The sequence below is a fragment of the Candidatus Poribacteria bacterium genome, assembly GCA_021295755.1.
GTDB lineage: Bacteria > Poribacteria > WGA-4E > WGA-4E > PCPOR2b > PCPOR2b.
The window spans coordinates 1-6,968 of record JAGWBT010000209.1 but is presented as its reverse complement, the minus strand read 5'-3'; the positions used below and the strand labels follow the sequence as shown (position 1 = coordinate 6,968).

At 47.1% G+C, this 6,968-nt stretch carries 9 protein-coding genes; 5 read left to right on the top strand and 4 right to left on the bottom strand.

Annotation, left to right across the window (positions count from 1 at the left end):
• From J4G02_21870 to J4G02_21855, 4 genes are all read right to left on the bottom strand, one after another.
• Positions 1-400: hypothetical protein (locus tag J4G02_21870; protein MCE2397163.1), on the bottom strand; the 400-nt coding region annotated here is incomplete at its 3' end.
• Between the two features lie 148 nt (positions 401-548).
• Entirely contained in the window at positions 549-1,301 is a 753-nt protein-coding gene (locus J4G02_21865; protein ID MCE2397162.1) for a DUF3108 domain-containing protein, read from the bottom strand.
• A gap of 150 nt (positions 1,302-1,451) precedes the next feature.
• On the bottom strand, positions 1,452-2,156 hold the full coding sequence (locus J4G02_21860) for a hypothetical protein (protein ID MCE2397161.1): 705 nt from the start codon (positions 2,154-2,156) through the stop codon (positions 1,452-1,454).
• Positions 2,157-2,170: 14 nt separating this feature from the next.
• Positions 2,171-2,992, bottom strand: a complete 822-nt coding sequence (locus J4G02_21855) for a hypothetical protein (protein MCE2397160.1) — start codon at positions 2,990-2,992, stop codon at positions 2,171-2,173.
• A gap of 577 nt (positions 2,993-3,569) precedes the next feature.
• Between J4G02_21855 and J4G02_21850 the strand changes: the two genes are divergently transcribed.
• The 5 genes from J4G02_21850 to J4G02_21830 all read left to right on the top strand — a co-directional run bounded on the left by J4G02_21850 (position 3,570) and on the right by J4G02_21830 (position 6,965).
• Positions 3,570-4,352: an acetyl-CoA carboxylase carboxyl transferase subunit beta gene (locus tag J4G02_21850; GenBank protein MCE2397159.1), complete on the top strand. Its 783-nt coding sequence runs from the start codon at positions 3,570-3,572 to the stop codon at positions 4,350-4,352.
• A gap of 197 nt (positions 4,353-4,549) precedes the next feature.
• Positions 4,550-5,347, top strand: a complete 798-nt coding sequence (gene arsM, locus J4G02_21845; protein MCE2397158.1) for an arsenite methyltransferase — start codon at positions 4,550-4,552, stop codon at positions 5,345-5,347.
• Between the two features lie 23 nt (positions 5,348-5,370).
• The gene (locus tag J4G02_21840) at positions 5,371-5,703 is read left to right on the top strand and encodes a nucleotidyltransferase domain-containing protein (GenBank protein MCE2397157.1); all 333 of its coding nucleotides are present in this window, start codon (positions 5,371-5,373) and stop codon (positions 5,701-5,703) included.
• Positions 5,690-6,046 (top strand): HEPN domain-containing protein, encoded by a 357-nt coding sequence (locus J4G02_21835; protein ID MCE2397156.1) that lies wholly within the window; start codon positions 5,690-5,692, stop codon positions 6,044-6,046. Before J4G02_21840 ends, J4G02_21835 begins: the two co-directional genes overlap by 14 nt.
• 109 nt (positions 6,047-6,155) lie before the next feature.
• Positions 6,156-6,965 carry a phytanoyl-CoA dioxygenase family protein gene (locus J4G02_21830; protein ID MCE2397155.1) on the top strand — a complete coding sequence of 270 codons (810 nt, stop codon included), beginning with the start codon at positions 6,156-6,158 and terminating at the stop codon, positions 6,963-6,965.
• Positions 6,966-6,968: the final 3 nt, after the last annotated feature.

Here is a 6,968-nt window from a genome sequence, read left to right as displayed (position 1 = left end):
CACGACGAGCTAACTCGCCCTTGACTTCTACGAGATCTACACGCAGGTAACCGTTGTGCAGCAGTTGTTCAACCACTTTGTCGGGAGCAATCTCATCACCGATGCGGAGGGTCAGGAATGCGGATTCTACAACCGATTGGGGCAGGATCTTATGCATCAATGCTTGGATCGATGTAACAATGAACGTGCGGTCTCCCTTCAACAGTTGATACAAGCAGATTAGCCGTTCTGCAACAACATTTTTTGTTGGGGCAATACCATCATAAAGGAAGTTCTGCCATTGCGGAAAGAGATGAGGTTCTTCAAAATGATAGGCGGGTAGATCCTGGATGATTTTCTCAGCTTCGTGCTGCGTGGGCACGACAATGAGAAAGGATTTGTCGGCGAAATCGGCTGCCAATGCACTGAGCAGATAAGCAGTGGATGCGCCATGCAGACCACGTAACCAAGGTTTGGAACGATCTATTTGTTGGTTTAACGAGGTTTGGGCACACTCAACCCCTGAAAACTGAGCGGTCAGGGTTTCAACAAGCGATCACGTTCCTTCTCTAATCCAAAAAATCAACTTTCTCCAATACACCAACTAGCTTACCGATACGCGGGGTCTTGGCTTCGATTTTAACGGGAATACGGCGCTCATCGTTCGTGAGCCACATCAGATAGTCGTGCGAGGTGCGTAGCACCAATGTTTCCACACGACCCAATGCCTTGGTTTTTATCACTTCGCGCCGGAGGATTTCAAGGGTCACATGCTCACACTTATCCTTGACTATCACCGGAAATGCGTAGGTGTGACCGATCTGTAACTCCTTTGAACGCAGAAAGTAAATCATCGACAGATCATCCTGTGTGCCGATTGGGATGTCCAAAGCCTTGTTAGCTGAGTTTTTAGTGTGTTGAGCCGTTCCCTCGCTATGATCAAAATCAATTTCAACGCGTGCTCGATATTTCTGATCCTCTAAATTCCTAACATATTTTAGTGGGTATAGCTGATCGGTTGTGACGTAACTTTCTGTTTGGTCGTAGAAATGGTACAACTTTCCAAGAAGACTTCCGGTCTGCCTTTCCGATCTGAAACGATAGACGTGCCGGTCCGCCAGCGTCGTTTTTTCAACAACTTTTGTAACCTGTGTCCCAGCAGGCAATCCTTTAATTTTGACGCTGTAGGTCAGTACCTCGCCGATCTGAATAGGAGGCTGATCGAGATTCTTGATGTCAAGCAACGAATAGGTTGCTGAAATAGCTAGAGAAAAGGTCAGAAAGATGAAACAACTAACAAACAGAATTTGGATGATTCGCACGGGGCAGATTTCCTTGCCTAATGAAACCTTTAGGAGGTTCATTTGGGGTCTGAGATGCGCAACAAATGGATGGTTTCACATCAAAGGATCGTAGATTATCGGGTGGATCCCTCTCCGAGGGGGGATCACCTAACCATTTTTATACACCCGCTAAAAGCGACGGTTGACTGTTAGATAGGTTTCTCCACGAGACAAATTACCGCCACTTCTAATAAAAAAAGTCTTGTCTCGCACATTTTGTTGCGCCTGAACTGGAAATCTTCGTTCATTATACTCATTTACTGTTTTGGCTGCATCAAAAATATTCCAGATGTAGACACCAATTCCGCTAGCTAGAAAGAGCACACCAAATTGGGCATGACCTCGTGCCTTAACGCGCATTTGATCCGCTGTCAGAAAATTATCATCATGTGGATCGTAAAATCCTGTGTTGAAACGATTTGAAAGATCATCGTAATGGACTGCACGGTCTATATTGAATCCCGCTGCCGCTATCAATCCAAGCCCGGCAGTGAGAAAGGCTAAGCCCCTCACAGGACGCCCGGAATAGGTCTGTCCTAAGCCGGGCAACGTCGCGGACAGCAGTATCGCTGTTCGAGCGATTTTCGGGGGATAATACTTTGACGCGTGCGATCGGAATAGAGGATAATCTGGCGAATCCGCTTGGCGATTCGGATCGCGGGCGATGACGCTTCCCTCCAGAGTTAGGGGGATTGACGAATCTTTGGTATCGGCGTCCATTTGTCTCGCTGCTGGAACCGTAGGTGTCTCATTGGCAGTTGATTCAGCCAATATAGTATTCCAACCTGTCGCGAAACTGACAAAGGTAATAAGGATAAAAAGAGACTTTTTCATTTTCGTGCGATTCCCTATCTACTTAATTGATTGGTTCCATGGGCGGCAGGGGCAAGCTGTGGGTTACCCGGATCTATTTGGTACGCCCAATCAAAAGTGATTGCCGTATCGGAAACAACGATGACATGAATTTTAGCGTAGTTTCCGTCAGGAGTCAATAGCGCATACACATGCCCCCCAATAAGTTCGATAAAGTCAGTTACGAAGCCTCGAACGGGCGAAACATCTACTTCGTCAAAGTATTCGTGGTAGCCCATGTCCTGCATTTCTGTAAAGTTATCCGAATAGAGGCGCCGAATATTGGACTCCGGATCAAACCCAAAATAGATGTCGGCAACAGGTGAATCCCAATTAATAGCTCCCCTTGCGGGCTGCGAGAAGTCAAATCCGCTTCGGTTAGGAGTTAGACTAAAGTCATTCAGGGTTATGTTATTTCCTGATGGACGCGGCGTATCAAAGACCTGTTCTGGACTCAAGTCGCTTTCGTTGTTATCATAATCAACAGCAGAGATAGCATAGGAGTAGCTGCGTCCATTGATTACCTCCTTATCCACAAAGCTCAACCTATCCACATCGGCGTCGGAGGAATCCGATGAAACCTCCGCAAGCAGGTCAAATTCTTCATCGTTATCATCGTCACGCCAGATACTATACCCGGCGAGATCGGCTTCGCCATTCGGGAACCATTCAACTATCACTTGACCGTCACCGGTGATGCTTCTCACGCCTCTTGGTGTCGCCGGTGGCTCATCGTCAGAGCCACAACCTAAAATCAAACACAATGGGGTTATTACAAAAAGAAATGCGATGATAAATCGGTGTATTTGCATAAACATGAGCTGTTCTCCTTCCAATTATCAGTCATTGCCAAAGTTTCTCAATTCAACGAGAGTGCTTTCGGAGTGCTGATACTGATTATGAGTTTTTCTGCAATCAGAAACCATTACGTCAGGATTCCATGGCAAACTTTATGCCAGCTTTAGAAAGGAGCAAGTCAGTCAATGTTAGACAGCGTAAAACATACCTACAAAATAACCGTACTATCGCACATTTCACTATCATCCGGGTTTTAATTCACCTTTGAACATCTAGGGAATTTGAAGAACTTCAGACACTGTTACTCTGGCTCAGTTGAGTTGTTTTTGATACCCGATTGTTGTAATTTTGCAACAACGAAATCCGGTTCTTCTCATTTCAAGGTGTCAAAACCGCAAAATAATATCACAAATGGCTGTGTTCTTCAAGGATGAATTTTCTTCTATTGTGAGTAGGACACGATGCGATAACAGCTGCTATTCACATGAATTGAATTCTGTATTTGGGCTTGACAAACATTACCACCAAGGGTATCATGTGCGTACCAATCAGCAACTCCATGAAACCATTCCCTACGCAAAGATGGAGCGTACAGACATGGCGACTTCAGCGGCAATAACCTGTCAAAGTTGCAGCGCAGAAATTTCTGAGAAAGCATTTTTAGATGCACATAAGGTTTGTTCAGAATGCGGTTATCACTACCCGATGACCGCCTATGAACGGCTCGAATTACTGGTTGATGCGGGCAGTTTTGATGAACATGACGCAGGTCTATATTCGACTAACCCTTTAGATTTTCCAGACTACGAAGAGCAGCTTGCACGAGATTACGCAAAAACAGGACTTAAGTCGGAGATTCTTACAGGCGAAGCAAAAATCGGTGGACTGGCTGTTGCAATTACGATCAGCGATTTTGGGGTTAGAGGCGGTACGATGGGAGCGGTTGTGGGAGAAAAGGTTACTCGCAATATTGAATATGCCACGCAGAACCGATTGCCGTTAATCATTGTCTCGCGGAGCGGCGGGATGCGAATGCAAGAAGGCACGCTATCGTTGATGCAGATGGCGAAGACTTCAGCGGTTTGTGTGAAACACGCAGAAGCAGGACTCCCCTATATCTCTGTGATGGCAGACCCAACCTTTGGCGGATCCACTGCGAGTTATGCCTCGTTGGCGCATATCATTCTCGCAGAACCGGGTGCCCGAATCGGCTTCGCTGGTCCCCTCGCTACTGCAAGCATTAAACAGCAACTCCCCGAGAATTTCCAAAAGGCAGAGTTCTTGTTAGAACATGGGATGATCGACCGGATTGTTCAACGCAGCGAAATGCGCTCCCTGTTGATTGAGCTGTTGGATTTCTGCGTGAATCTGCCGCATTGACCATTATGAGCGTGAATTGTTTACTAGGACATGGGAAAATTCCCCACATTCCTCGTGGAATTGAGGCTAATGTCTAATGGGTAATACGTGAAACCTGATGCGTGAGAGAAAACAGAAGATTGAGTGTTTATTGGCGAATTAGGGATATATCCCACACAAATGTCAATAGAACCGAATTTAATAAAAAGAGATAGAATATGACAACCCACAATGCAGAGCAGATTAAAACAGCTGTCCGTGAACATTACGCGGATTTGGTAAAAAGCGATGAATCTTGTTGTTCATCTTTTAACTGCTGCGATACAGAAATCAATGTTGAAGCAGCCCTCGAAGGAAAGTGCGTGAATCAAAACGGATATACCGACGCGCAGCTTTGCAGTATCCCTGCCGATGCTGTTGAAAATTCTTTTGGTTGTGGCAATCCGCTGATGTACGCCGATATTTGTGAGGGCGATGTCGTACTCGACCTTGGTTCAGGGGCGGGCATTGATGTGTTGCTTGCGGCATCACTCGTCGGCGAAAGTGGGCGAGCGATTGGCGTTGATATGACACCGGAGATGATCGAAAAGGCACGAAAGAATGCGGAGGAAGCGGGCGCAAAAAATGTTGAGTTCCGTTTAGGCGAAATTGAGTCAATGCCGGTTGAGGATGAAAGCGTTGATTGGGTTATCTCGAACTGCGTGATTAACCTTGCGCCGGACAAAGATATAGTTTTTAGGGAAGCGTATCGCGTTCTCAAGCCGGGTGGGAAGCTATTGGTATCGGATATCGTTGCGAACCATCTGCCCAAGTGGTTGAGATCGACGATTAGCAATTGGGCAGATTGTATTTCTGGAGCATTGCCTGAAGATCAATACCTAGATTCAATCCGTCGGGCAGGATTGGAGGAAGTTCAGGTGTTTAGCAAGTCGCCTTACGCGAAAATTGGAAAGGCGGAGGTTGCGAGTATTAAGGTGGGGGCACTTAAACCAAATAGGACTCATACCCTTCAGTAAATCCCTCTGCTGAGGAGAAGACTATGACCGCCGAACAGGAACACCAAGTTGCATTGCTTCTGAAGGACCGGATTCTTGCTGGAATGAATCAACCGATACGGCAAATCATCCTGTATGGCTCACGGGCGCAGGGGCAGGAACGCCCCGACAGTGATTTCGATTTGTTAGTGGTGGCAGCCGATCCGGTAGTCAAGCACGATGAGAGGCAGCGATTGCGTACGTCTTTAACGGACGTGCCATACGAGGTGGATGTGTGGGTCATAGGGGAGATGGAGTTTGAGGAAACTAAAGAGATCATCGGGGGTTTAGCCTTTCCGGCATATAAATACGGGGTGGTTTTGCATGAGGCATCCTGAACAAGTGGTAGTGGATTTTGTACAACAGTGGTTAAAAAAAGCTGATCTGGATCTTCAGGCGGCAAGACTCCTTTGTGCAGGTGAATTGGACGATTATTTCGTCAGTGGATTCCACGCCCAGCAAGCTGTTGAGAAATATATCAAGGCGTTTCTGGTGCGCCATCAAATTGAATTTCCTAAGACCCACGATATTGGACGATTGCGGCAGTTAGTAGCGCGTCGAGATGCCACTTTGGCCGAACGATTGGAAAGGGCCGATGTATTGACGCCATACGGGGTGGATATGCGCTATCCTGAAGAGTTTGAGGTAGTTTCGCAAAAAAACAGGCGGAGCAAGCAGTAGCCCTAGCCGAATGGGTCAAAGCGGAGATATTCACAGAAGTCATCTAATGAAGTATAATATCGTGATTCACCGTCTCCGTAGAAATACAATCAATTGCAAGGGCAGAAAAATGTCAGAATGCCAAAACACACGGATTAGCATTGAGGAACGCTTCCTCTTCGATCTCAATGGCTTCTTGATTCTCCGAAATGTCCTCTCTGCTGAGGAATGTGCGGGGTACTTGGAAACCTTGAGCACCCTTGAAAACCGGACCTACGAAGACAAATGGATGGAAACTGTCGGACCTGGGCGCCCTACCCGCGAAACTAGACGAATCCACCAGATTCGGCTCAACGGTTTACCTCGATTACACAGTATCTTCGATGGACTGATTGACCATTCGCGCATCCTGCCCTATCTGTATGAATTTGTGGGGGAACCGCAGCTCATCAACACTTGGTCCATCTCCAAATTTTGCGGTGCGGAACAGGGTGGCTGGCATCGTGGTGTTCCTACGACAGACTATTCGTACAGCAATGGTCTTATCCGAAGCCGTATGTTCAACGTTGTGTTCTTTCTCACAGATAATGGCGCGGAGGATGGCTGCATCGTCGCGTTGCCTGGCTCCCACAAAAGTAACTTCGACCTGACTTGGCGGGACTACAAAGGCTTGGAAATGCCCGGCGCTATCGCAGTCACTGGAAAGGCGGGCGATGTCCTGATGTTTTCCGAAACCGTCATCCACGATGGCTTGCCTAAAACCACACAGCCCGTTCGATCGAACCTTTACTACAACTACGTCCACGCACATTACAATGTGATGACCCGTGAGCGCGGAAATTGCCATCACTTCTATTTTCCGCCGGAGATTCGAGAACGCTTCACACCGACGCAGCGCGAACTTACCGCTTGGATGGAACTAGCTCGGTGGGATTATTAATAA